Here is a 21,980-nt window from a genome sequence, read left to right on the forward strand (position 1 = left end):
GGCCCTTTTGGACATGCCTGTCACGCAAGGCCGTGCTTTTGTCGTTTTCGCATATCTCGCAGGGAACACACCTGCTCGGCGGCCAGCATGAACCAGCCGGGCTCGGGTTCGCAGGCTCCCGTCCAGCGCAGGTAGAAGCGCCCGAGCCGCTCACCGCTCAGGCTACTGCCGCGAAAGACATCGACGTTGCCGTAGAGGAAATGGCCCGGACCGAGTACAGCCAGAGTGGCTTCGGCCAGCAGATAGAGGGCGGCAAAGGGATTGGCCAGTCCAGCCCACTCCCCCTCTCGGCGCACCAGCAGGATCCAGACCCGTCTGGTCGCAGGATCAAAGCGCCAAGCGAGATAAATTTGGCGATAGCAAAAACCGTGGCCGAGCTGGATGGGGGTTGCCCCCAAATGGTGAGGGGCTACCGCCACACCCCTAGCTTGCAGCCAGGGGATCAGGGGGTCAGAGGTTAACGGGTCCCCCCTCACAGGCAGACCCTCCCGAGGGGCTGGATATTGATCTGCTGGGTCAGCTCCTGATAGGAGAGCACCGGCAGGGCGTGGTAATCCCCCTCGATGAGCTTGCGCACATAGCGGCGGATATCCATGGAGACGATGAGCACCGGCTTGTTCTGCATCTGGGCCAGATCACCGACGGTATGGCGCACCTGATCGAGGAAGCTCTGGGTAATAGTGGGATCGAGCGCCAGATAGCTGCCGGCGCTGGTCTGGCGAATGCCGCCGCGGATCTGCTCCTCCACCTGCTGATCGAGCAAATAAGCAGGCAAGATGTTGTTGCCGTTGGCGTACTTGTAGCAGATGTAGCGCTTGAGGCTGCTACGGATGTACTCGGTAAGCTGCACCACATCCTTCTCCTTCTGGCCCCACTCCACCATCGCCTCGAGGATGGCGCGCATGTTGCGGATGGAAATATCCTCCCCCACCAGCCGCTGCAAAATTTCGGTCATACGCTGCAGCGGGATGATGCGTTGCGCCTCCTTCACCAGCTCGCCATAGCTCCCCTCCATCTGCTCCAGCAGGTAGCGGGTCTCCTGAATGCCGATAAAGTCCTCGGCATATTCCCGCAGCACATGGGATAGATGCCAGGTCACCACCTGATCGGTGGTGAGGCTGGCCAGCCGTGACTTCTCCAGCCGCTCCTGATGTTCATTAGCGACCCACAAGGTCGGTTGTCCCGGCAGTAACGGCGCCCCCTCTTCGTAGGGGATCCCCAGCAGATCGAGCTGGGAGGCGCTCTCCTGTACCAGCTGATGGCCCGGGCGCAGCAGACCGCGGGCGACCGGCACCTCCTGCAGCTGGATCAGGTATTCACCAGGCCCCATCCCCTCGTTGAAACGCAGGTGAATACCCGGGAAGGGCACTCCGAGATCGAGATAGAGGGCGCGGCGCACCCGCACCAGTTCGTCGTTGAGGGCAATCGCCTCCAGCTCGGCCTGCAAAGCGGCATCCACATCGATCAGGAGCGGCACCGTCATGGCGAACTCCTCCTTCTCCCCCAGCTTGCCCCGCGGCTTGCTGCCCGGTTTTGGCTTGCTGCGGGCGGCGGGGGCTCCCGCCCCCTGCGCCAGCACGGCAGGAAGATCCTGACTGTTGCTGCTCTGCGCCTTGCGCTGACGCAAGCCGATAAAATAACCGCCTGCCGTGACGATGGCTGCCAGCGCAAAGAAGGTGATCATCGGGAAGCCCGGGATCAGACCAAACAACACCAGCAACAGACCGCCGATCAGCAGCGCCTTGGGCTGGGCCACCACTTGGGCACCGATATCGGTACCCATCGGAAGACTCTTCAGAAGAGACCCGGGTAACGATGATCCCCGCGGTGATGGCGATCAGCAGCGCCGGCACCTGGGAGACCATGCCATCACCCACCGTCAGGATGGAGTAGAGCTGCAGCGCATCGGCGGCGGACAACCCCTTCTGGGTCACCCCTATGGTGACCCCACCGAGGATGTTGACGAAGATGATGATGAGGCCCGCGATGGCGTCCCCCTTCACAAACTTCATGGCGCCATCCATGGAGCCGAACATCTGGCTCTCCTTCTCGATGACCCCGCGGCGCTCCCGCGCCTCGTGCACGTCGATCACCCCAGCGCGCATGTCACCGTCGATACTCATCTGCTTGCCCGGCATGGCATCGAGGGAGAAGCGGGCACTCACCTCGGCGACCCGCTCCGAGCCCTTGGTGATCACCAGAAACTGGACGATGGTGATGATGAGGAAGATGACGATCCCCACCACCAGATTGCCCCCCACCACGAAGTTGCCAAAGGTGTAGACGATCTGCCCCGCATCGGCCTGCAGCAGGATCATCCGGGTGGTGCTCACCGACAAGGCAAGCCGGAACAGGGTGGTGATCAGTAGCACCGCCGGAAAGGCGGAGAACTGCAGCGGCGAATTGATATAAACCGCCATCATCAGCAGCACCACCGAGATGGTCATGTTGATGGCAATCAGGATATCTAGGGCCACCGGCGGCAGCGGCAAGACCATCATAAAGACGATGGCCAGCAGCAGGATCGCCAGCATGATGTCCTTGCGCTCGCCTATCCGGCGCAGCAGCTCAAGGGAGCGTTGATTCATTCTGCTCTTCCAGTTCGAGGTATTGTTGATAGGCAAAACGGGCTTCATCCAGCCGCCCTGCCAACTGGCAGGCCCGGCTGCGACAGAGCAAGAGCGGGCCGTCGGCCTCCCCTTGCTGCATCAGCTGATCGACATGGGCCAGCGCCGCCTCCCCCTCCCCCTGTTTGAGCAGGGCCACCAGCAAGGTCCGTCGCCCTCCCTGATGGTCGGGGTGGATCTGCAGCAGGGCGGCCAGCAGGACGCTCGCCTTGTCGGGGTGGCCATATTGCAGTTGCAGCCAGCCGGTGAGCAGCAGCGCATCCTGCTGCTGTGACGTAAGCACCATGGTCATACCTTGTGCAGCAGATGAAGGGTCATCTGCATCAGTTGTTCATCGGCGTGCATCTGTTCGAGCAGCGCAGCGGCCGCTCGCAACTCCGGGCTCTGCCCTTCTGCCAGCACACTGCGCAGACCCTGCATCGCCTGATTGAAATCAACCGGCCGCAGCAAATCGTGAAAGCCGCGATCCGGGGTGGCGAAATCGAGCAGCGCCCGATCCACCAGCCGCTCGGGGTAGAGGCGGCTGATATGGGGTTCGATGGACTGGCCATCGGGCAACAGGGCATAACGCCCCGGCAGGCTTCGCTCCTGATCGTCAAGAGAGATGGCGCTGAGCTGCTCGATACCGATATGGGCAGCAGTGATCCGGCTCATGACGCCAGCACCTCTCGCTGCAGCCGGGTCAGGGTGGTCACGGCCTGATGGAGCTGGGGCAAAGTCACGGCCCGCTCATCGAGAGTGACGAAGAGGATCAGCTGATCCTCCCCCAACCAGCCGCTGCGCACCGGCAGTGCCGGCCCTTGCGCCGCGGCAGTCAAGGTCATGGCGCGGCGGATCGCCTCGCCACTCTGATGCCAGGGCACGGCGCGGGCCAACCAGAGGGTCAGTTGCCCCTGATGGCGCTCCAGTTGCAGAGTGCCGCTCTGCTCCAGTTCAAGCTGGATCAGCGAATGGGGGTTATCCCCTATGGTGATGCCCAGATCCTGGCAAAACTGCACCAGCAGGGGTTCAATCCAGTTCATGACGACTCTCCAGACAACTCATCCTCTTCCCGCTCGATGGCGTTATCGAGCGCCCCCTGACAGCACTGCAACAGGTTCTGGCGCTGCTCCTCCTCACTGAACAGCTCCACCGGCAGCAGGCGGATCAGCCGCTTGAGCTCTTGATAGAGCAGCACCTGCTGGCGACAATCTGACAGCTCAAGAGCCACACCGACTTGCTCCACATCCCGCACGCTGGCCCAGCGTTTCTCCACCAGGGCGATCAGATCGCCCATCAGATCAGAAGGCCCGTATGCCATGGGCCGAGCCCTCCTTCACCCGTTGCCACAGCTCGTCTACTTGCGCCGAGAGAGTGTTGAGCAGCCGCAGCTTGTGCATGTCGCTCATCACCCGTTCCAGCTTGACCGGGTCGAGCCAGCGCTGCTGGCTGTCGAGATCGGCGCTCAGGGCCTTCATCATGAAGCCGGTCACCTTCTCCAGCGCTCCGTTGCCAAAGCGACTGTGAATATCGCGCCAGGCGGCAGAAAGGGCACGGTAGTCCTGCACCGCATCGCGATAGAGATCCCGCAGATCCTGCTCGGCTCCCACGCCAGCTTTGGCCGCTTCGGCCGCGGGGCCGGTAATGCGCGCCCCCAGCACGATGGCACTGCCCTGCTCGTCCGCCAGCTTGGCCAGCGCCTGCTCCACCAGCGCCAGGGTGCCCTGCATCTCCGGTCGTCCGGCGAGGGCCTTGCGCGCCTGGCAGAGCGCCTCGAACTGCTCGCTCACCTCCCCCGAATAGCTCTCGAGGTAGGCCAGCAACTGGGAGAGGTTGGCCAGCCGACCGCTACCGAGGTGGCTCACCATCTCCTTGATCTTCTGCTGGCGTTCCAGCTCCGGCACCTTGTCGAGGTAATCCCCCACCAGTGCCTCGATCTCGCTGATGCGGGCGTGGCTGTCGCTCAGCTTGCGCTTGGCGAGCGAGAGTTCGGATCGCTCGGAGAAGACAAAGGTGAGCTCTTCGGCGGCATCGGCCAGCGACTGGGCGGCACTGGCCAGCACGACCCGCTCCCCCTGAAATTGCCCACCCTGCAGGGGAGCCTGACGGGATGCGACCTCTGCTCCGCGCAGCTCGGGCTGGGCGGCAGGGGCATAGGGGTTGCTCTGGATAATGGCCATGGAAACTCCCGTGACGAATGGATTGACGAGGATGGCATTATAAAAATCGCCCTCATCCCCCTATGCCAAAATCGGCCGTGAATTTTTAGCCCGCCCCCAACGGTTTTCTAAAAAGTCCCGACTCGCGCTGAAATCCCCGTAGCCCCCCATCCCCTATAGTGGCCACCAGTTTCAATGGCGCAGATTGTTATGACCCTCTCCCTCGACCACATTCCCGACCAGCTTCGTCACGCCATCGACGAGTGCCGCCTGATTCAGATCCGTGGCCGGGTCACCCAGGTGACCGGCACCCTGCTCAAGGCGGTCGTCCCCGGGGTGCGGATCGGTGAGCTCTGCCATCTGCGCAACCCGGACAACACTCTCTCCCTGCAGGCAGAGGTGATCGGCTTTGCCCAGCATCAGGCTCTGCTCACCCCCCTTGGCGAGATGTTCGGCATCTCCTCCAACACCGAGGTGAGCCCGACAGGTGCCATGCATCAGGTCGGGGTCGGCGAACATCTGCTTGGCCAGGTGCTTGATGGCCTCGGCAACCCCTTTGGCGGCGGCCATCTGCCAGAGCCCGATGCCTGGTATCCGGTCTATCGGGATGCGCCGGCCCCCATGAGCCGCAAGCGCATCGCCGAGCCCATTTCGCTCGGTATTCGCGCCATCGACGGCCTGCTCACCTGCGGTGAGGGGCAACGGATGGGGATCTTCGCGGCCGCCGGTGGTGGCAAGAGCACCCTGCTGGCGTCGCTTATTCGCAGCGCCGAGGTAGATGTCACCGTGCTGGCGCTGATCGGTGAGCGAGGCCGTGAGGTACGCGAATTTATCGAAGCAGACCTGGGTGAAGAGGGACTCAAGAAGGCTGTGCTGGTGGTGGCCACCTCGGATCGTCCCGCCATGGAGCGAGCCAAGGCGGGCTTTGTCGCCACCTCCATCGCCGAGTATTTCCGAGATCAAGGCAAGCGGGTACTACTGCTGATGGACTCCGTCACCCGCTTTGCCCGTGCCCAGCGGGAGATTGGTCTGGCCGCTGGCGAGCCACCAACCCGACGGGGCTATCCGCCGTCGGTGTTTGCCGCCCTGCCCCGCTTGATGGAGCGGGCCGGTCAGTCAGACAAGGGCTCCATCACTGCCCTCTATACCGTGCTGGTAGAGGGGGATGACATGACAGAGCCGGTCGCCGACGAGACCCGCTCCATCCTCGATGGCCACATCATCCTGTCGCGCAAACTGGCGGCGGCCAACCACTACCCGGCCATCGACGTGCTGCGCTCCGCCAGCCGGGTGATGAACCAGATCATCGAGCCCGAGCATCAGGCTCAGGCAGGTCGACTGCGCAGCTGGCTGGCGAAATATGAAGAGGTGGAGCTGTTGCTGCAGATAGGCGAATACCAGAAAGGGCAGGACAAGGTAGCCGACGAGGCGATCGCCCGCATCGAGACTATTCGCCAGTGGCTCAGGCAAGGCACCCATGAACCCAGCTCACTGCCGGAAGCCCTCTCGACTCTGGAGGCGCTGACCCGATGATTGGCCGCCTGCAACGAATAAAAGACCTGCGGCTGGATCGGGCCGAGCAGCAGCTCGCCGCCCAGCAGGCTCGGGTGCAACTCGCCCGCGTTCGCCAACGCGAAGCGGAGCAGGAGAGTCTCGACTATCGCAAGTGGCGCCTTGCCGAAGAGGAGCGGCTATTTGCCATCTGTCAGGCGGAGCAACTCGATCGCAAGGGGCTCAAGGCGTGGCAACAGCAAGTGGCGCTGCTGCGGGAGAAAGAGGCCCAGCTTGAACAAACTGCCGCCGAGCAGGCCGAGCGGGTCGCCGAAGAGCGCATCCGCTTGCAGGAGCGCCAGCAGGCGGTACACCGAGCCCGCCAGCAGCAACAGAAATTTGCCGAACTACACCGTCAGGAGCTGGCCTCACAGCAAGCCCTGCGTGACTACAACGAAGAGCAGGAACAGGAAGAGTTCCGCCAGCAGATCAGGATGTAACGAGTCATGAACCGAATCCTCCCGATACAGGGCACAGTGACAGCCCGGGGTGATACCCAGATGGCTGAAGCCAATCGGTCGCAACAACAGAGTTTCGAGCAGGCAATGCGGCTTGATCAGGAACAAAAGACAGCTCACCAACACCGGGAAAATAACCTGCACCAGAGCAGGGTTCCGTTGCATCAACAGCTATTGCAGGCGCAGCAACAGAAAAAAGAGATAGCCGATAAGGCCCAACAGCAGGAGCTTGCCGCCGCTCACGAAAGGTCAAAAAAACGGCAGCCAGAGCCGCTCGTCAAAGAGGAGCAACTCGGCATTTCCCTCTCTGAAGTGGCCGCCCGTGACCAGAAGGAAACAGAGCGACAAGCAGATCAACACTCGCAGGATAAAGAGCTGGAGGGCTGCGCACACCTGTCCCCAGAAGCATGGTCACTACCAGGACAAAAGAGCTCGCTGTCCACATCGTCATCGGCACAGGAAAAGCACCCGGCATATTCCGATAAGGGCACGGATAACACGTTGATAACAGGTGACACCTCTGGATTGGACAGGGCGCTAGTGACCGAAAAAGCCGCCCAGCAACTGAACGAAGCATCCTTAGTCGATGCCCGTGAGCTCGCAGAGCCGCTCGCCGCTGACACTGACATCAATGCGCTCACTCTGAGCAACGAGATGCCCGAAGCCAGCGGTCAACCGATCCCCCCACAGGTGAAAACCCCAGGGGATCTGCAGCTCGCACGGCTGGCACCTGCCGAAAACAATCGGGAGCTGGGTCAATTGCTGGAGCGGCTGGCAGTGGATATCTATCAGGAGCTGGGCCGCCCGGAGCGCCCGCCACTGCTGCGCCTGACGTTGCCACAGCTGGGCGATCTCTCCATTCGCATCGCTCACCACCCTGGCGAGCTGCAGATCGAGATCCTCGCCACGGCGCAAGGTGAGCTGCTGCTCAATCAGGGGCGCAGCGATCTGGTCGACCGCCTGCAACGGCTCTATCCCGGCGAGCGGGTCGCCCTCGATCTCTTCGGCCAGCCCGACAGTGAGCAGGGCTCACGCCATAAACGATCCATCTACGAAGAGTGGGATGCCGACGCATGACACCGATTATCCTCACCTCCGCCTCGCTGGCGGAGTTGACTTTACAGCAGACCCTGAGCCAATACCGCCAGCACTTTGGCTGGAGTGGCGGCGAGCTGCTCCTCGCCATCGGTTTGCCGCCTGCGACGCTCGATACCCGGCTGCAACTGCAGTGGCAGGGGCTCTCTCTGCCGCTGTTGTGCCACGGCGCAGATCTGGCTCACTGGCTGGCGCCGGATCTACAACAGGCGGCGCTGTTCAGCCTGCCCGAGCCGCTGCAACTGGCACTGATCGAACGGCTGGGACAACCCCTCGGTGGCCTCACCTGCACGGCGCTGACCCGACCGGAGAGTAACGTTCAGACCGATGAGCCAGCCCTGCAACTGCTGTTGCAACGGGAGGGGGCCACGCTCGCTCTGTGGCTGCCGCAGCCCGAGCCCTTGCTGAGCAAGTTGCCACCACGGCCACGGCAGCAGCGGTTGCCGCTGCCCCTCACCCTCTCCCTGCTGTGGGGCGAAATGGGGCTGACCATGGATGAGCTCGCTACCCTCGCTATCGGCGATGTGCTGCTGCCGCCACCCCATCCGCAACTCGGCCAGCAACTGCTGATCTGCGTGGAGGGTCGCCCCTTTGCCTACTGCCAACCCCATCAACAACATCTGGAATTGACTGCCATGCATAATGCTGCCTCCGCTGAACCCTTCGGCCCGACCGATCTGGATCAACTGCCGATCCAGGTGAGCTTCGAAGTGGGCCGCCAGACCCTGGACTGGCATACCCTCACCAGCCTGCAACCGGGCGCCCTGATCGATCTTGGCACGCCCCTCGATGGCGAAGTGCGCATCATCAGCAACGGCCATTCGCTGGGAGTGGGGCGACTGGTGGAGATCCAGGGGCGCCTGGGGGTAAGGGTCGAACGCCTCGACAACGAGTCACAGTCATGATCCAGTTGCCAGACGAGCTAAACCTTATCGTCGGGCTGGCCCTGCTGGCACTGCTCCCCTTTATCGCCGTGATGGCCACCTCCTTCGTCAAGCTGGCGGTGGTCTTCTCGCTGCTGCGCAACGCCCTCGGGGTGCAGCAGATCCCCCCCAACATGGCGATGTACGGGCTGGCGATCATTCTCAGCATTTATGTGATGGCGCCGGTCGGCTTTACCACCCAGGATTACCTGCGCCAGAACGAGGTGTCGCTGGCGAAAGCCGAATCGGTGGAGAAGTTCCTCGATGAGGGGATTGCCCCCTACCGCGACTTTTTGAAAAAGCAGATCAAACCGCGGGAACACGCCTTCTTTATCGACAGCACCAAGCAACTCTGGCCCAGCAAATATGCCGACCGGCTGGAGCCCGACAGCCTGCTGATCCTGCTGCCCGCCTTTACCGTGAGCGAGCTGAGCCGCGCCTTCGAAATCGGCTTTCTGATCTACCTGCCTTTTATCGCCATCGACCTCATCATCTCCAACATCTTGCTGGCGATGGGGATGATGATGGTCTCCCCCATGACCATCTCGCTGCCCTTCAAGCTGCTGCTGTTCGTGCTGCTCGATGGCTGGGCCCGCCTGACCCACGGGCTAGTCATCAGTTACGGAGGTTAGGATGAGTCACGCCGATATCCTTCACTTCACCAGCCAGGCGCTCTGGCTGGTGCTGATCCTCTCGATGCCACCTGTGCTGGTGGCGGCGCTGGTGGGCACCCTTGTCTCTTTGCTGCAGGCGCTGACCCAGATCCAGGAGCAGACCCTGGGCTTTGTCGCCAAACTGATCGCCGTGGTGATCACCCTGTTTGCCACCACCGCCTGGCTGGGTAACGAGCTCTACAGCTTTGCCGATATGGTGTTGTTCAAGGTGCCGCAGATCCAATGACACTGGAGAGCCTGCAGGCCCAGATGCTGGCCTATACCTTGCTGCTGCCGCGCTTTATCAGCTGCTTCGTGATGCTGCCGGTGCTGAGCAAACAGATGCTGGGAGGGGCGATGATCCGCAACGGCGTGGTCTGCTCGCTGGCACTCTACGCCTACCCCACAGTCGCCGACACCTTGCCGGATCAGATCGACGGCATGGCGCTGGCCATGCTGATCGCCAAGGAGGTGCTGCTCGGCCTGCTGATCGGCTTTGTCGCCGCCATCCCCTTCTGGGCCATCGAGGCGAGCGGTTTTCTGATCGACAACCAGCGGGGTGCCGCCATGGGCTCCCTGTTCAACCCGAGTCTCGGCAGCCAGACCAGTCCCACCGGCTTGCTGCTGACCCAGACCCTGATCACCCTCTTCTTTGCCAGCGGCGCCTTTCTCGCCCTGCTGGCCGCCCTGTTCCAGAGCTATATCAGCTGGCCGGTGGCGCATTTTTTCCCCACCATCGACGAGCAGTGGGTCAACTTTTTCTACAGCCAGTTCAGCCATATGTTGCTACTCTGCGCTTTGCTGGCCGCGCCGCTTTTGATCGCCATGTTTCTGGCCGAATTCGGGCTGGCGCTGATCAGCCGCTTCGCCCCTTCACTTAACGTCTTCGTGCTGGCGATGCCGATAAAAAGCGCCGTCGCCAGCCTGTTACTGGTCATCTACATCAAACTGATGATGGATCACGCCTATCAACAGGTGCTGGCAGTGATGGATCCGCTGCAACTGCTGATCCCCATTCTGGAGGCGCGATGAGCGGCGAGAAAACCGAACAACCCACCCCCAAAAAGTTGCGGGATGCACGCCAGAAGGGGCAGGTGGTCAAGAGCAAGGAGGTGGTCTCCACCGCCATCATCCTCAGTCTGGTAGGCATGCTGATGGCGATGTCCGACTACTACCTCGAACATCTGGGCAAGCTGATGATGATCCCGGAATCCCACATCAACCTCCCCTTTACCCAGGCGCTCAACCATGTGGTGGAGAACCTGATGCAGGAGATGGCCTATCTCTGCATCCCGATCCTAGCGGTGTCGGCGCTGGTGGTGCTCGTCTCCCACTTCGCCCAGTACGGTTTTCTGCTGAGCGGCGAGTCCATCAAGCCCGATATCAAAAAGATCAATCCGGTGGAGGGGGCCAAGAAGATCTTCTCCATCAAGAGCCTGATGGAGTTCGTCAAATCACTGCTCAAGGTGAGTCTCCTGAGCCTCTTGGTGTGGGTCACCATAAAGGGCAATCTGCAGGCGATGCTCCAGTTGCCCGGCTGCGGCATGAGCTGCATCACCCCGGTGCTGGGAGGCATGCTGGGCCAGCTGATGGCGGTCTGCGCCATGGGCTTTGTGGTGATCGCCATCGCTGACTACGCCTTCGAACACTACCAGCACATCAAGCAGCTCAAGATGAGCAAGGACGAGGTGAAGCGGGAGTACAAGGAGATGGAAGGGAGCCCCGAGATCAAGAGCAAGCGCCGCCAGTTCCATCAGGAGTTGCAGTCGAGCAACATGCGCGCCGACGTCAAGCGCTCCTCGGTCATCGTCGCCAACCCGACCCATATCGCCATCGGTATCCGCTACGAGCGGGGAGAAACCCCGCTGCCGGTGGTGACCCTCAAATTCACCGATGCCCAGGCGCTGCAGGTGCGCAAGATTGCCGAAGAGGAGGGGATCCCTGTGCTGCAACGCATTCCACTGGCCCGAGCCCTCTATCGGGATGCCCAGCTCAACAACTACATTCCCGCCGACCAGATCGAGGCGACTGCCGAGGTTCTGCGCTGGCTGGAGCAGTGGCGCCAGAGCGAAGGGCCACAGTGGTAGGGCAGCACGCTGCCCGACTGGCCAAACAAACTGCGCAACACGCGAAAAACTGACAAATCCCCGACCGCTCCCTGATATAGCGCGCCGTCACGGCTCGGTATCATCCCCTTATCGTCAACCCTGTCGGGAATCACATCATGGCCTTACCAGCAATCGGTGGACACATTCACCTCAACCGCCCAGTCTCACCCCAACAGACAGAGGCCAGCCCGCTGCTGGCCAAGGGTAACAAGCTGTTCGAACAATCCGTCAAGCGTGGCATCGGCCACTTCCAGAGCAGCGATCTCAAGCAGGTCATCAGCGCCCTGCGCCAGTTGCAAAGCGCCCCCGATAGCGGCAAAGCGCAGCGGGTGCAGGATGCGATCCAGCACTGGGAGCAGCACCACCCCAAAGAGGTGGCTGCACGTGGCGCTCGTCTGACCGAACTGAAACAGGCGCTGGCCGAACAGGGCGCTATCACCAGAGCCGCCCCGCGACATGAACCGAAAGTGATGGCGGGTGGCACCCAGGCCCTGCTGCAAAAGAGCATGGCCGGACTGGAAAAACTGGGCAGCTACGCCTGTACCGACGCCCAGACCTTTGTCCAGCCGAACAACCCGAGCTATCAGAAGATCATCGGCAAACTCAACGCCTTCGGACAGGATCCCCAGCGCCTGGCGGCCAACCAGCGCGCCAACAACAGCGCCAATATGGCCGCCATCCAGATCACCAGAAACAAGCAGCCACTCTCGTTGCGCACCATGGAAAACATCGCCAAAGCGGTGGATGACGCCAAGGCCGGTTGCTGCTCGACCCTGGCCTATTCGGCGGCGGCCGAACTGCTGCGCCACAACAGTGACCAGCGGATCGAAGTGCTGGCCCATCGTGGTGCACAAGGTCACGCCCAGACCCACTGCTTTGTGGTGATTGGCCGCGCCGAGGGGAGTGAACTCACCAAGCCGGAAAGCTGGGGGCCACACGCCAAGGTAGTCGACCCCTGGGCCGCCACCATAGGGGCGCCACTGGTCGGTACCCCTGCCCGCCCCCCTATCGCCAACCTGTGGCCGCCCACAGAGTCGGTCTTTGATAACACCCATCGGGAGGATTAATGATGTTCCATGCCATGCTATCAACCCTCGTTCGCCAGCTATCCCTGCCGCAGGAGTGCCTGCACGAAGAGGGGCTGGATCTGCAGGCGGGCCCCTTCAGCCTCCATATTCGCGAGCGGGATCAACTGGTGACCCTGTTTATCCCGCTGGGGGATATCCAGACCCCCTCCCTCGCCGCCATGGCCGACTGGCCTGTGCTGCAACTCAGTAGAGACAGCGAGCAGAGCTCCCTGCTCTGGTGTCGCGAGTGGCTGGACAAGCTGGATGTGGAACTTCTGATTGAGCTTGTCAGCCGCATGCTGCATCAGGCTGAAGCCCTGACCCAAGGCACTGCACTAGCAGCTACCGAGCTCAGCGAACCCGCAATCGAACCAGCCATGTCACGCCCGAACTACGGTATCCCGACGACCATTCGCGCCTGATATCGGCGTCTGCTCATAAGGGAAAACAGCGCAAACATAACGGGGCCATCACTGATGGCCCCGTTATGTTTCTCATGTTGAATGGATTTGCCTTACACCACCTCCCCCAGTACGCCGATCAGGGCGTTGAGTCCCTGGTCAACCTTCGAGCGCGGGCAGCCGACGTTGAGGCGAATATAGCCTGAGCCTTCCGGGCCGTAGGTGTCGCCGCGCATGATGGCGACCCGGTATTTCTCCACCAGCAAGGTTTGCAGCGCATCCATCCGTTTGGTGGAGTCGATGCCAAGGCCGCGCAGATCAATCCAGGCGAGGTAGGTTCCCTCGGGCACCCGATAGTCGATGGCGGGGAAGGCGGCGTTGAGCCGCGCCGCCACATGGGTGAGGTTGCCGTGCAGGTAGGCTTTCAGGGCATCGAGCCAGGCAGCGCCATCCCGATAGGCGCTGATATGGGCCAGCACCCCGAGAATGGGGGGCGATGAGAGACCATGGGCCGCCTTGAGCCGCTGCAGATAGGCGGTCCGCGCCGCTGCGTTGGCAATAAAGGCGTAGGCGCCGCCAAGGGCAGGAATATTGAAGGATTTGGAGCCCGAGCTCACCAGCGCCCAGTGATCGTCCGGCGCTACCTCGCTCCACGGCAGGTAGCGGGCAAAGCTCACATCCATATGGATGTCGTCCGAGATGACCTTGACCCCGTGGTGCTGGCAGATGGCGGCCATCCGGCCCAGTTCATCCCGCGTCCAGACCCGGCCAGTGGGGTTATGGGGGCTGCAGAGCAGCAAAATCCGGCAATCGGGACGAGCCGCTTGTTGCTCGAAGCATTCCCAGTCGATCTGGTAACTCCCCTCCTCTTTTTTAAGCGGGCAGGGCAGCAGCACCCTGTCGTTGGCTGCCAGCATATTGCCGAAGGCATCGTAGGCGGGGGTATGCACCAGCACCCCCTCCCCCGGCGCCGACCAGAGGCTCACCAGCTGGGCAATCACATAGATGACCGAGGGGCCGTAGACCAGCGTCTCGGGTTCAAGGCTCGCCCCGTAACGGCTGGCAAACCAGTTGCTCACCGCCCCCTTGAAGTCGTCGTGATTCCAGCGGCTGTAGCCAAATACCCCGTGCTCAAGGCGGGTTGCCAGAGTCTGGCGAATGCAGGGGGCGGTCTCGAAATCCATGTCGGAGATGGTAAAGGGGAGCAGATCGGCATGGCCAAAACGGTCGGCTACATAGTCCCACTGGGTGCAGTAGGTGCCGTGGCGGTCGACCACGCGGTCGAAATCATAAATATCGTGCATGAAGTTTCTCCCTCCATAAACAGGAGACATATTGGGAGAGGCAAACAAGGGGGGCTTGCGCCCCCCGTTCGGATCTTATTGGCCGGTTCAGGCCCCCATCAGGCTCTGCAGCCGGTTTTTCACCAGATGAACCTGCGGGCCGATCACCACCTGCAGGTTGTGCTCGTCGAGCTTGATCACCCCGATGGCGCCGTTCGCTTTCAGTACCTTGTCATCGACCCGGCTCATGTCCTGCACCGACATCCGCAGGCGGGTGATGCAGTTATCGAGCGCGAGGATGTTATCAGCGCCGCCCAGCGCATTGAGGATGATTTCACCGTTGTAACCGCTGTTGCCTGCCTTCTTGCCTGCGGGCTGGGCAGCCTCGCTGGTCTCGATTTCACGACCGGGGGTTTTCAGGTTGAAGCGCACGATGGCGAAGCGGAACACGCTGTAGTAGATGGCAAACCAGATGGCCGCGGCGACCGGCACCAGATACCACTTGGTGGCGGTGCCTTGCAGCACGCCGAACACCAGAAAATCAATGAGGTTGCCGTCAGTGTTGCCGATGGTGACGCCGAGCAGCCCCATGGTCATAAAGCCCAGACCCGTCAGGATGGCGTGAATGACGTAGAGCACCGGTGCCACGAACAGGAACAGGAACTCCAGCGGCTCTGTGATGCCACCGATGACGCAGGCCACCACGCCAGAAACCAGCAGCGCCTTGATCTTGCCGCGATTTTCAGGGCGGGCGCAGTGATACATGGCGAGCGCCGCACCCGGCAGGCCGCCGAGGAAGGCAGGCATCTTGCCCTGAGAGAGGAAGGAGGTGGCAGAGACCGAGAAGCCGGTGGTGTCAGCGCAGGAGAGCTCGGCGTAGAAGATATTGAGGGCGCCGCTCACCTCGTGACCGCATACCAGCTGGGTGCCGCCCGCTTCGGTAAAGCGGATCAGCGCCACCAGACTGTGGTGCAGACCGAGCGGCAGCAGCAGACGCTCACCGGTACCGAACAGGAAGGGGCCGAAGGGACCAGCGTGGGAGATGAGCGCCCCGATGCCGTTGATGCCGGCAGCAAACCAGGGCCAGACGAACGGCACGACCAGACCGACCACACCCAGCACCAGCGCGGTGATGATGGGCACGAAGCGGGCACCGCCGAAGAAGGCGAGCGCATCGGGCATCTTGTAGGTGTAGAAACGGGCGTGCAGTTTGGCGACGATCACCCCGACGATGATGGCCCCCAGAATCCCGGTATCGATGGAGCTGATGCCGAGGATCGATTTCACCCCGTAGGCCTTCTCCGCCGCCGCGTCACCGATGACGTTGGCCACGGTCAGATAGAAGTTGATGGAGAGGTTGAGCGCCGCATAGCCGACGAAACCGGCAAAGGCCGCGACCCCCTTCTCTTCTCGCGCCAGCCCGAGCGGAATGGCCACCGCAAACATCACCGGCAGGTAGATAAAGGCCACCAGCCCCACCTTGGTCATCCAGAGGAACAGCAGTTGCAGCACGGTATTGTCGAGGAAGGGCATGCTCTGCTTGACCGCATCGCTGGTGAGCGAGCTGCCGACACCGAGCAGGATGCCCGAGAAGGCCAGCAGGGCGACCGGCAACATAAAGGTCTTGCCGAGGCTCTGCAGGAACTCCCAGATGGTGGATTTGGCTTGAGGCTTGGCCATGAAACGGCTCCTTGTGAATAGACAGCAATATCTGCGGCTGCCCTCCCCCGCTCGAGGCAATCTCGAAGCAATCTCGAAACAAAGGCGCGGGTCAGCATTAGGTTTTGCTGGATGATAAAACGTTTTATCAATTTACAAGTGCCGACAGGATCACAGAATAAGGGGGCTGGCTGGCAGCAGGTTCCAAATTTGTGAGCCGGATCGGCCAGATAGTGATGTAACGTTTCACTTGAGCATCTGAGCAGGTATGCTGGGGCCTCGCTTTCAACTGTCCGTCGTCCGTTCGCCCTATGTCGCCCAAATCCCTCTCTGCCAAAGCCACCAAGATCACCGATGTCGCCCAGCGGGCGGGAGTGTCGGTCACCACCGTCTCCATGGTGCTCAACGGCAAGGGGCGCATCTCCCCGGCCACCGCCGATCGGGTGCAGCAGGCGATAAAAGAGCTCGACTACGTACCCAACAGCGCCGCCGCCAACCTGCGCAGCCAGCAGTCCAATCTGGTGGGGCTGATCCTGCGCGACATCACCGACCCCTTCTATACCGAGGTGACCGCCGGGGTGAGCGAGGTGCTGGAGCAGCAGGGCTATCTGCTGTTTCTGACCCAGTGCGGCCACAGCCCGGAGCGGCTGCAGCAGAGCATCCACTCCCTGTCACGGCAAGGGGTGGCGGGCATCATCTTCAATCCGGTGCGCGGCGCGGCGGCCAAGACGCTGGAGACCCTGCTCGATTCCGAGCTGCCGGTGGTGTGCGCCGCCCGCTCCTACTATCGTGATGACGTGGACTTTATCGGCCCCGACAACACCCACGCCGCCAAGCAGGCCACCACCTACCTTATCGAGCAAGGCCACCGCCATATCGCCTATGTCGGCGGGCGAGCCGACTCCCTCACCCGTGCCGAGCGGATCGGCGGCTACTGCGCCAGCCTGTTGCAATATGGCCTGCCCTTCAAACCGGAGTGGGTACTCGAGTGCGAGCGCACCCAGCGCAGCGCCGCCGACACCATCGCCCAGCTGCTGCATCAGCACCCCAAGGTGACCGCCGTGCTCTGCCACTACCCCGAGGTGGCGCTCGGCGCCATCTATGGCGTCGAGGCGAGCGGCCGCACCGTGGGCAAGGACAACTACATCGGCCAGCAGGTGGCCCTGCTCGGCTTTGACGATGTGGCGGAGGCCGAACTCACCTCCCCCGCCCTCACCTTCGTCAGCTCACCGGCCCGCGAAATCGGCCGTCAGGCGGCGAGGCGGCTGCTGACCCGGATGCAGCAACCCGAGCTCGCCCCCAACCGCCATATCATCACCCCCAATCTGCAAAAGCGGGAGTCGGCCTGAGCTCCCGCCATTTACTAGATGAACATGAGTTGGCCCACCACCCGGCAAGCATGGACATTTATCTCCAATCTTCTTGGGAACTATTTCTCGACAAAGCTCACATGCGTGACGAATGGCAGACAAGTCTTCTGGCCTGATTGAAGCCATCTTTTATATGATGAGGTCATTAGGTTCACCCGCAGCGAGCCATATCTCTATGGGTAGTTCCCACTCTCTTTGTAACCAGCAAGGGATCATGCAATGGGTGAATTGAATCGTCATGGCCAGCCAGTCGCTAACTACAATGCAGCACGCAACCGCGACAAGCAGTTGAATAATCTGATGGGGATCTTGGATGGCATAATCGCAGACAGTCTCATCGATGAGCAGGAGATCCTTTATCTGGATACTTGGCTCAAAGAGAGTGCCAGCCTCAACGGCTGGATCTTTCGTGAGCTACGAGAAATGGTCGCTAATGTGCTGCAAGACGGTAAGTTGTGTGAAGAAGAAAAAATCCACCTTATGAGTGCGCTTCCCCGTCTGATGGAAACATATCGTCATTTACCGGGTGTCGACTTCTATTCAGAGGAATCAGACAAGCTATTACTCGAGGGGCTCTGTCAGGGGTTGATGGGAGATCAACAGCTGTCCGATGACGAGATCCATTACCTGAGTTGGTGGATGAAACAAAACAGCATGCTGAGGGCCCACTATCCCGGAAAACAGCTGTATCAGACGGTGGAGCGTATCCTTTTGGATGGCATTATTACTGCCGAAGAGAGAGAGGAGTTGCAGCAACAATTGATGTTGTTTATCGGCAATCCCTTCGAGCAGGGGGCTGTCACGGGTATGGCAACCAAGTTGGCCATCAGTGACTCCGAAATAGATACCCTATATGACTGTACTGTTTGCTTCACCGGCATGTTTCTTTCCGGTACACGCCGACAGTGCGAGGAAACAGCCTTGCTATTGGGGGCAACTCCCCAAGATTCTGTCACCCAGAAACTTGATTACCTCATCATCGGTGAGCTCAGTTCGCGGGATTGGCGCTTCTCCTCATACGGCAGAAAAATCGAAAAGGCCATGTTGTTGCAGGAGAAAGGACACTCGGTACGTATCGTCACCGAAGAAGCCTGGCTTGCCCATGCCAACACTCTGCACGAGTCGGCTTGAACCTTATATCACGGCGGGGGCTCACGCCCGCGCCTTGATAATTCACTCCTTCTGCAAGCCAACAGCACGCCAAAATGTGAGCCTGCTCACTGCGCTGGCAAGGAGAGATTGAGAGCCAAGTGGAGAGGAATATGATGGGCGTCCACTCTCTTCACGAGCCTCTTTATGAGCAACCCGCACGACCAGAATCCGCCAACTGAAATCCATCGCTGTGACAAATGCAGGGAACGTACCCGCCATATCGTGGTGCTGGTCGCCCGCGATCACAGCCAGGACATCATGCCCAAGGATCCGCGCAAAGCCTTCTGGCAAGCCTTTACTTCCAGCAGCATCACCAACTGGGCGTTTGGTGAAACACTGGCCTACCAGACCACCCATGTAAAACATCTGATCTGCGAACGCTGCGGGGAGAAGTTTCTGGAGTATTGAGTGGCGGTAGCACCCGGCAAGAAATGAAGCTCTGCTTGCGCTCAGAGCGCCAAGCGGACAAATAACACCCACTTAATGAGCAATTTATTGATCTTTGGCAGGTTTTTGCCCGACGGCGGTTTTACCCTGCCCCTCTCTCGATTAATATGCCCCACTTGGCAACCACTCTTGCAGAGATAACCCTGTGCAGCCGTTTCGCCATCCACCACATCGCCGGAAAACAGCAGCAGGCTGGAGGCTGTAATCCACGGGCGGTAGCGTGGAATTTTGCTCCCCAATAAGATGGATGTACAAGCCCTGTAACTTTGCCACCATTGAGGAGATAGAAACATGGGGGCATTACTGTAAAGAACGCCCTCAGATAAAAAGTCGTTTTTGAACGAGCGCAGACACTCTGGATAATTAGAAAGGTCATCAATAAGACTCTATATATCCACACTGATGTAATTTAGGACTTACAAATAACCTTCAAAAGAGGGTAGTTTTGGCCAGCGTGCCCGCGTAGGCATAAGGTATGAATAGCAAGCTTCGCTTCAAATTAATTAAAAATATATATTAAAAATACTACCATGAGTGGTTGGAAGATGTTTGCCAGAGGCAGTAAAATTATTTTCTGCAAAAGAAAAAATTAGAAAACAACAAGGCGGAAATGACAGTGCGGTTAACCCCTTTATTACAAACACATTGTTGTTCAAAGACATTTAATCAAACCAAATTCGTTCATAATTAAAAATGTTTCCTAAAGATTAAATCTGACTTAATTAATACTTTTATATTAGTAGCCTAGCGAAAATTTAAAATAAAACTTTAATATGGTGATATAAATGCCAAATGTAAATCTAGATGCTTTGATTTCAAGAGAAGATTTTGAAGTTATTGATAATGCATCAAATGCATCCTCATTTAACCAAAATGTAAGTGTGAAAGATTTAGAGCGCGGAGAGTTTTTCTATGCTGGCTTAAGAAAGCCTGACTTTCAACGTGAAACTTCAGATTGGAGTGATGACCAACTTTGTGAATTCATCCAGAGCTTTATCGATGGCGATTTAATACCTGCCGTAATCTTATGGAATTCAGGTCCATATAACTTCGTTATTGATGGTGCTCATAGATTTGGAGCATTAATCGCTTGGATAAACGATGACTATGGAGATGGAACTATCTCACAAAAATTCTACAACAACGAAATAGATGATGAGCAACGAGAGATAGCCAATAAAACCAGAGAAAAAATAAAAAGAACAGTCAAACCATATAGTGATTACAAACAGGCGATTATAAATAACCTAGATGGTGATCAGGATATGTTGCGAAAGGCTCTTAGTCTAGGCAGAACATCCATTCAACTGCAATGGGTCACAGGGGGTTCAAAAAAAGCAGAAGAATCTTTTTTCAAAATAAACCAAAAAGCATCAAAAATAAATGAAACAGAAATTGAGTTATTGAGATCCAGAAGAAAATCTTTTTCCATTGCTTCAAGGGCGATCATTAGAGCAGGAAATGGACATCAGTACTGGTCAAAATTTTCACCGGAAAAAATCATAGAAATTGAGTCTATAGCAAAAGAAATTCATGAACTAATTTTCCATCCCAAGGTTGCTGGTCCAGTAAAGACATTAGACCTTCCTCTGATAAAAAAACATAACGCCCCACAAACTAATAGTTTTATTTTCGATTTAGTAAAAAAATGCAATAAAATTTCTGGGAAGACTGATTCTATAGTGGATGATACCGATGGTTCAGAAACCATTAATCACCTTAAAAACGTTTTGAAATTTCTTCGAATCATTAACTCATCACATCCTTCATCATTAGGATTACACCCTCTTGTATACTTCTACAACAAGAGAGGGAACCATATATATTCTGCGATTCTAGCATGGGTCGATATAATAGCAGATATAAATAAAACCAAATCATCTTTAGCTTCTTTTTTACATATAAGAAATAGATTGGAGTCATTTTTAATTAAATATAAGCACTTTATTTCAGGCATAAATGCAAAGTATGGGAGTGGTTTAAAAAGTAACAAGCACATTCACAAGGTAATGTTAAAAATCATTAGAATGATGCAGAAGCAAGAGACTGATGAATATATTGTTGAGCAAATTCTTTCTGAGTTTTCTTTTTTATCCCGTAATGATGAGATAGAAATTACATCTAGTAGATTCTCAGGGGAAATAAAATCTCAAATTTACATTCAGGAGTCATTACCAAAAAGTATGATATGCGCGCATTGCAAAGGTTTTGTTCATACAAATTCAATAAGCTTTGACCATATTCAACGAGTTCGAGATGGAGGAAAGGGAACTGCATCTAATGGTGCACTAATGCACCCATACTGTAATACAGGTGCTAAAAACTAAAATTTCTTTCATTTAACGTCACAAACTATTTAGCACATTACCCAACAACTAAAACGAGGGCTGTAAATATCCAGTGAAGAGTATTCATATATTCGCGTAATCAACACCATCTCGGTAGAGGTGCAATAAGCACAGCGTATTGCACCTCTATTTTTCAGCCTCCAGATATCTGTTCCAGAAAAGAGCCCCCAGAGATGAAACGTATTCTGATTATTGGCAACTCGGGATCGGGCAAAAGCTGGTTGGCGGCGCAGCTGGCTGAACGGTTAACTATCCGCGAGGTCAATCTGGACACCATTGTCTGGCAACCGGGCGGGTTTAACCAAAAACGGCCCCAGCATGAGATTGACCATGCCATTCAGACACTTGTTCAAGAGCAATCATGGGTGGTCGAAGGGGTATTTGGTGCCCTGGCCGAGCAACTGCTTGATGCCGCTGATACCCTGCTCTTTCTGGATCTCGACTGGTCTGTATGCCGTGATTCGCTGCTGTTGCGCGGCTCGGAAAGTGCCAAACAGCGCGATGCAGTGGCAGCTGAAAAGAACTTTCAACAACTGCTGGTGTGGGCATCGGAATATGGGCAGCGAGCCGGTAAAAGTTCCCGCCAATTCCATCACGAGTTGTTTGATCGATTCCCAAACGACAAGCACCATTTCACGACTCGCACAGAGGTAAATAGCTATCTCACGCAACTGACCACTCATAGCTAACGGGGTAGAGG

23 protein-coding genes and 1 pseudogene are annotated in these 21,980 nt (G+C 58.0%); 15 read left to right on the forward strand and 9 right to left on the reverse strand.

All coding sequences use genetic code 11. The features are described 5' to 3' along the window. Nucleotides 1-20 precede the first annotated feature (20 nt). From ACTG2B_RS14880 to aopN, 7 genes and pseudogenes are all read right to left on the reverse strand, one after another. Nucleotides 21-476, reverse strand: a complete 456-nt coding sequence (locus tag ACTG2B_RS14880; RefSeq protein ID WP_439996251.1) for an LcrR family type III secretion system chaperone — start codon at nucleotides 474-476, stop codon at nucleotides 21-23. Continuing rightward, nucleotides 473-2,636 (reverse strand): annotated as a pseudogene (gene ascV, locus ACTG2B_RS14885) (SctV family type III secretion system export apparatus subunit AscV). Before ascV ends, ACTG2B_RS14880 begins: the two are co-directional and overlap by 4 nt. Continuing rightward, nucleotides 2,569-2,919, reverse strand: a complete 351-nt coding sequence (gene ascY / locus ACTG2B_RS14890) for a type III secretion system chaperone AscY (protein ID WP_439996252.1) — start codon at nucleotides 2,917-2,919, stop codon at nucleotides 2,569-2,571. The pseudogene ascV and the gene ascY overlap by 68 nt, the downstream one beginning before the upstream one ends. Continuing rightward, entirely contained in the window at nucleotides 2,916-3,281 is a 366-nt protein-coding gene (gene ascX / locus ACTG2B_RS14895) for a type III secretion system protein AscX (protein WP_139410633.1), read from the reverse strand. Before ascX ends, ascY begins: the two co-directional genes overlap by 4 nt. After that, nucleotides 3,278-3,649, reverse strand: a complete 372-nt coding sequence (gene acr2 / locus ACTG2B_RS14900; RefSeq protein WP_021229940.1) for a SycN family type III secretion system chaperone Acr2 — start codon at nucleotides 3,647-3,649, stop codon at nucleotides 3,278-3,280. Before acr2 ends, ascX begins: the two co-directional genes overlap by 4 nt. Next, nucleotides 3,646-3,927 carry a type III secretion system gatekeeper subunit Acr1 gene (acr1, locus tag ACTG2B_RS14905; protein WP_005334576.1) on the reverse strand — a complete coding sequence of 94 codons (282 nt, stop codon included), beginning with the start codon at nucleotides 3,925-3,927 and terminating at the stop codon, nucleotides 3,646-3,648. Before acr1 ends, acr2 begins: the two co-directional genes overlap by 4 nt. After that, nucleotides 3,908-4,786, reverse strand: coding sequence for a SctW family type III secretion system gatekeeper subunit AopN (gene aopN / locus ACTG2B_RS14910; RefSeq protein WP_040065260.1), 879 nt, complete (start codon nucleotides 4,784-4,786; stop codon nucleotides 3,908-3,910). The genes acr1 and aopN overlap by 20 nt, the downstream gene beginning before the upstream one ends. A 189-nt stretch (nucleotides 4,787-4,975) precedes the next feature. On the opposite strand from aopN, the gene ascN reads away from it, so the two are divergent. The 10 genes from ascN (at nucleotide 4,976) to ACTG2B_RS14960 (ending at nucleotide 13,042) form a co-directional block, all read left to right on the forward strand. Beyond that, complete coding sequence (gene ascN, locus ACTG2B_RS14915; RefSeq protein WP_042054143.1) at nucleotides 4,976-6,298, forward strand: SctN family type III secretion system ATPase AscN; 1,323 nt, start codon at nucleotides 4,976-4,978, stop codon at nucleotides 6,296-6,298. Continuing rightward, nucleotides 6,295-6,756, forward strand: coding sequence for a type III secretion system central stalk protein AscO (gene ascO, locus ACTG2B_RS14920; protein ID WP_429200733.1), 462 nt, complete (start codon nucleotides 6,295-6,297; stop codon nucleotides 6,754-6,756). Before ascN ends, ascO begins: the two co-directional genes overlap by 4 nt. 6 nt (nucleotides 6,757-6,762) lie before the next feature. Beyond that, nucleotides 6,763-7,851, forward strand: coding sequence for a type III secretion system needle length determinant (locus ACTG2B_RS14925; RefSeq protein ID WP_439996256.1), 1,089 nt, complete (start codon nucleotides 6,763-6,765; stop codon nucleotides 7,849-7,851). Further along, entirely contained in the window at nucleotides 7,848-8,774 is a 927-nt protein-coding gene (gene ascQ, locus ACTG2B_RS14930; RefSeq protein ID WP_439996258.1) for a SctQ family type III secretion system cytoplasmic ring protein AscQ, read from the forward strand. The genes ACTG2B_RS14925 and ascQ overlap by 4 nt, the downstream gene beginning before the upstream one ends. Next, complete coding sequence (ascR, locus tag ACTG2B_RS14935; RefSeq protein ID WP_439996260.1) at nucleotides 8,771-9,424, forward strand: SctR family type III secretion system export apparatus subunit AscR; 654 nt, start codon at nucleotides 8,771-8,773, stop codon at nucleotides 9,422-9,424. Before ascQ ends, ascR begins: the two co-directional genes overlap by 4 nt. Nucleotide 9,425: 1 nt before the next feature. Then, nucleotides 9,426-9,692, forward strand: a complete 267-nt coding sequence (gene ascS, locus ACTG2B_RS14940; protein WP_005334586.1) for a SctS family type III secretion system export apparatus subunit AscS — start codon at nucleotides 9,426-9,428, stop codon at nucleotides 9,690-9,692. Next, nucleotides 9,689-10,477, forward strand: coding sequence for a SctT family type III secretion system export apparatus subunit AscT (gene ascT / locus ACTG2B_RS14945; protein WP_019446797.1), 789 nt, complete (start codon nucleotides 9,689-9,691; stop codon nucleotides 10,475-10,477). The genes ascS and ascT overlap by 4 nt, the downstream gene beginning before the upstream one ends. Next, the gene (ascU, locus tag ACTG2B_RS14950) at nucleotides 10,474-11,532 is read left to right on the forward strand and encodes a SctU family type III secretion system export apparatus subunit AscU (RefSeq protein WP_100645402.1); all 1,059 of its coding nucleotides are present in this window, start codon (nucleotides 10,474-10,476) and stop codon (nucleotides 11,530-11,532) included. The genes ascT and ascU overlap by 4 nt, the downstream gene beginning before the upstream one ends. A 137-nt stretch (nucleotides 11,533-11,669) precedes the next feature. After that, nucleotides 11,670-12,620, forward strand: a complete 951-nt coding sequence (locus ACTG2B_RS14955; protein WP_252412169.1) for a hypothetical protein — start codon at nucleotides 11,670-11,672, stop codon at nucleotides 12,618-12,620. Continuing rightward, a complete protein-coding gene (locus ACTG2B_RS14960; RefSeq protein WP_439996262.1) occupies nucleotides 12,620-13,042 on the forward strand; it encodes a hypothetical protein in 423 nt (140 codons plus the stop codon). Before ACTG2B_RS14955 ends, ACTG2B_RS14960 begins: the two co-directional genes overlap by 1 nt. 92 nt (nucleotides 13,043-13,134) lie before the next feature. On the opposite strand, the gene ACTG2B_RS14965 is transcribed toward ACTG2B_RS14960, so the two are convergent. Then, nucleotides 13,135-14,325, reverse strand: coding sequence for a MalY/PatB family protein (locus ACTG2B_RS14965; RefSeq protein ID WP_439996263.1), 1,191 nt, complete (start codon nucleotides 14,323-14,325; stop codon nucleotides 13,135-13,137). A gap of 87 nt (nucleotides 14,326-14,412) precedes the next feature. Then, nucleotides 14,413-15,984: a maltose/glucose-specific PTS transporter subunit IIBC gene (gene malX / locus ACTG2B_RS14970; protein WP_439996265.1), complete on the reverse strand. Its 1,572-nt coding sequence runs from the start codon at nucleotides 15,982-15,984 to the stop codon at nucleotides 14,413-14,415. Between the two features lie 290 nt (nucleotides 15,985-16,274). On the opposite strand from malX, the gene ACTG2B_RS14975 reads away from it, so the two are divergent. From ACTG2B_RS14975 to ACTG2B_RS14995, 5 genes are all read left to right on the forward strand, one after another. Then, nucleotides 16,275-17,312, forward strand: coding sequence for a Mal regulon transcriptional regulator MalI (locus tag ACTG2B_RS14975; protein WP_439996267.1), 1,038 nt, complete (start codon nucleotides 16,275-16,277; stop codon nucleotides 17,310-17,312). A 240-nt stretch (nucleotides 17,313-17,552) separates the two neighbouring features. Beyond that, nucleotides 17,553-18,464, forward strand: coding sequence for a BRCT domain-containing protein (locus ACTG2B_RS14980; RefSeq protein ID WP_181223796.1), 912 nt, complete (start codon nucleotides 17,553-17,555; stop codon nucleotides 18,462-18,464). 165 nt (nucleotides 18,465-18,629) lie between these two features. Beyond that, a complete protein-coding gene (locus ACTG2B_RS14985) occupies nucleotides 18,630-18,893 on the forward strand; it encodes a hypothetical protein (protein ID WP_193860072.1) in 264 nt (87 codons plus the stop codon). 824 nt (nucleotides 18,894-19,717) lie between these two features. Then, entirely contained in the window at nucleotides 19,718-21,259 is a 1,542-nt protein-coding gene (locus ACTG2B_RS14990; RefSeq protein WP_376899965.1) for an HNH endonuclease, read from the forward strand. Between the two features lie 194 nt (nucleotides 21,260-21,453). Next, nucleotides 21,454-21,969, forward strand: coding sequence for an AAA family ATPase (locus ACTG2B_RS14995; protein WP_362786822.1), 516 nt, complete (start codon nucleotides 21,454-21,456; stop codon nucleotides 21,967-21,969). Nucleotides 21,970-21,980: the final 11 nt, after the last annotated feature.

The organism is Aeromonas sp. 30P (assembly GCF_051919805.1).
Lineage (GTDB): Bacteria > Pseudomonadota > Gammaproteobacteria > Enterobacterales > Aeromonadaceae > Aeromonas > Aeromonas veronii.

What these genes read in the sequence shown, in the direction of transcription:
- ascU (WP_100645402.1), top strand. Translation starts at nt 10,474, where the DNA reads ATGAGCGGCGAGAAAACCGAACAACCCACCCCCAAAAAGTTGCGGGAT.
- ACTG2B_RS14980 (WP_181223796.1), top strand. Translation starts at nt 17,553, where the DNA reads ATGGGTGAATTGAATCGTCATGGCCAGCCAGTCGCTAACTACAATGCA.
- acr2 (WP_021229940.1), bottom strand. Translation starts at nt 3,649, where the DNA reads ATGAACTGGATTGAACCCCTGCTGGTGCAGTTTTGCCAGGATCTGGGC.
- ascR (WP_439996260.1), top strand. Translation starts at nt 8,771, where the DNA reads ATGATCCAGTTGCCAGACGAGCTAAACCTTATCGTCGGGCTGGCCCTG.
- ACTG2B_RS14985 (WP_193860072.1), top strand. Translation starts at nt 18,630, where the DNA reads ATGAGCAACCCGCACGACCAGAATCCGCCAACTGAAATCCATCGCTGT.
- ascO (WP_429200733.1), top strand. Translation starts at nt 6,295, where the DNA reads ATGATTGGCCGCCTGCAACGAATAAAAGACCTGCGGCTGGATCGGGCC.
- ACTG2B_RS14955 (WP_252412169.1), top strand. Translation starts at nt 11,670, where the DNA reads ATGGCCTTACCAGCAATCGGTGGACACATTCACCTCAACCGCCCAGTC.
- ACTG2B_RS14965 (WP_439996263.1), bottom strand. Translation starts at nt 14,325, where the DNA reads ATGCACGATATTTATGATTTCGACCGCGTGGTCGACCGCCACGGCACC.
- acr1 (WP_005334576.1), bottom strand. Translation starts at nt 3,927, where the DNA reads ATGGCATACGGGCCTTCTGATCTGATGGGCGATCTGATCGCCCTGGTG.
- ascT (WP_019446797.1), top strand. Translation starts at nt 9,689, where the DNA reads ATGACACTGGAGAGCCTGCAGGCCCAGATGCTGGCCTATACCTTGCTG.
- malX (WP_439996265.1), bottom strand. Translation starts at nt 15,984, where the DNA reads ATGGCCAAGCCTCAAGCCAAATCCACCATCTGGGAGTTCCTGCAGAGC.
- ascN (WP_042054143.1), top strand. Translation starts at nt 4,976, where the DNA reads ATGACCCTCTCCCTCGACCACATTCCCGACCAGCTTCGTCACGCCATC.
- ascQ (WP_439996258.1), top strand. Translation starts at nt 7,848, where the DNA reads ATGACACCGATTATCCTCACCTCCGCCTCGCTGGCGGAGTTGACTTTA.
- ascS (WP_005334586.1), top strand. Translation starts at nt 9,426, where the DNA reads ATGAGTCACGCCGATATCCTTCACTTCACCAGCCAGGCGCTCTGGCTG.
- ACTG2B_RS14960 (WP_439996262.1), top strand. Translation starts at nt 12,620, where the DNA reads ATGATGTTCCATGCCATGCTATCAACCCTCGTTCGCCAGCTATCCCTG.
- ascX (WP_139410633.1), bottom strand. Translation starts at nt 3,281, where the DNA reads ATGAGCCGGATCACTGCTGCCCATATCGGTATCGAGCAGCTCAGCGCC.
- ACTG2B_RS14990 (WP_376899965.1), top strand. Translation starts at nt 19,718, where the DNA reads ATGCCAAATGTAAATCTAGATGCTTTGATTTCAAGAGAAGATTTTGAA.
- ACTG2B_RS14925 (WP_439996256.1), top strand. Translation starts at nt 6,763, where the DNA reads ATGAACCGAATCCTCCCGATACAGGGCACAGTGACAGCCCGGGGTGAT.
- aopN (WP_040065260.1), bottom strand. Translation starts at nt 4,786, where the DNA reads ATGGCCATTATCCAGAGCAACCCCTATGCCCCTGCCGCCCAGCCCGAG.
- ascY (WP_439996252.1), bottom strand. Translation starts at nt 2,919, where the DNA reads ATGACCATGGTGCTTACGTCACAGCAGCAGGATGCGCTGCTGCTCACC.
- ACTG2B_RS14975 (WP_439996267.1), top strand. Translation starts at nt 16,275, where the DNA reads ATGTCGCCCAAATCCCTCTCTGCCAAAGCCACCAAGATCACCGATGTC.
- ACTG2B_RS14995 (WP_362786822.1), top strand. Translation starts at nt 21,454, where the DNA reads ATGAAACGTATTCTGATTATTGGCAACTCGGGATCGGGCAAAAGCTGG.